Below are 1,278 nucleotides of genomic sequence, written 5' to 3' on the forward strand. Positions count from 1 at the left end.
GCACGGCATTGCCGGCAGGAGGGAAGCAACCGGGCGTGGCGTGGCTATTGCCATTCGCGAGTGTGTAAGTTTTGGCGAGGATATGCGTAAGATAGGTTTGTTGCCAGGCATCTCGGGTAAAAGAATTATTGTACAGGGTTTGGGTAACGTAGGATACTATTCGGCTAAGTTTTTGGCGGAGTTTGGTGCAATTATAGTTGGGCTATGCGAGTTTGAAGGCGCTATTTACAACGAAGACGGGTTGGATGTGGAGGCTGTATTTCAGCACCGTAAAGCAAGTGGATCCATTTTAGGCTATGCGGGTGCGGCACGGGAATTTACCAACACTATGGAAGGGCTGGAGCAGCCATGCGATATTCTGGTACCTGCGGCTTTAGAGAACCAGATAACCGAATACAACATCCGCAACATACAGGCTAAAATAATTGCCGAAGGTGCAAACGGACCAACCTCGCCAGAGGCCGAAGCTATTTTTTATGCCAATGGCGGTATCGTGATCCCGGATATGTATGCCAACGCAGGCGGGGTAACGGTATCCTATTTTGAGTGGTTAAAAAACCTTAGTCACGTGGCATTTGGCCGTATGAACCGCAGGTTTGAAGAAAATTCAAACCTTAACCTGGTAAACATGGTTGAGGGCATTACAGGTACGTCGTTAACGGCAATGCAAAGGTCGACCATTATCAAAGGCGCATCCGAGCTGGAACTGGTAAACTCTGGGTTAGAAGATACCATGATCCGCTCATATCACGAAATCAGGGAGACCTATATAAGCAATCCAAAAATAGATACATTGCGCAGCGCAGCCATGATTGGCGCTATTAACAAGATCGCAGTATCGTACCAGAATCTGGGTATCTGGCCGTAAAATGTAATTTATATAGAAGAGGCAGGTCGGGAGATTTGCCTCTTTTTGTTTCCGGGAATTTATTCCCTAACCGGCATTGCAATAGGGGGTACACATAATTCCATAATCCTTGTTCTTTGTTCTGCCTTTAATCTCTTGTCTATTACAGCTCTTGTAACAACCTTTAAACAATCCCAAATCAAAAAAAGCATTAATTTGCGCTTGCCGCCTATATAATCACATTCGTTAGCCCGTAATAATTTTTATTTTATAGTTTTATAAAAATTATTCCCTGCATAAATAATTCAAAACTTAAGGTATTCAATCACAATTTAAAAAATGAAAAAAGTAATTCTTGTAACAGGGGCATCATCTGGTTTAGGTTTGGCCACAGCCACAGCGCTGGCAGCCGAGGGGCACACGGTTTATGG

Annotated in this window: 2 protein-coding genes; both read left to right on the plus strand. The window is 44.2% G+C overall.

Annotated features, from left to right (window positions below):
* Positions 1-868, plus strand: an 868-nt coding sequence (locus tag AC1DPZ_RS27435; RefSeq protein ID WP_477409484.1) for a Glu/Leu/Phe/Val family dehydrogenase, incomplete at its 5' end; no start/stop codon positions are given.
* A gap of 318 nt (positions 869-1,186) precedes the next feature.
* On the plus strand, positions 1,187-1,278 hold a 92-nt coding region (locus AC1DPZ_RS27440; protein WP_477409486.1), incomplete at its 3' end, for an SDR family NAD(P)-dependent oxidoreductase.

The organism is Mucilaginibacter sp. P4_G9, assembly GCF_056400985.1.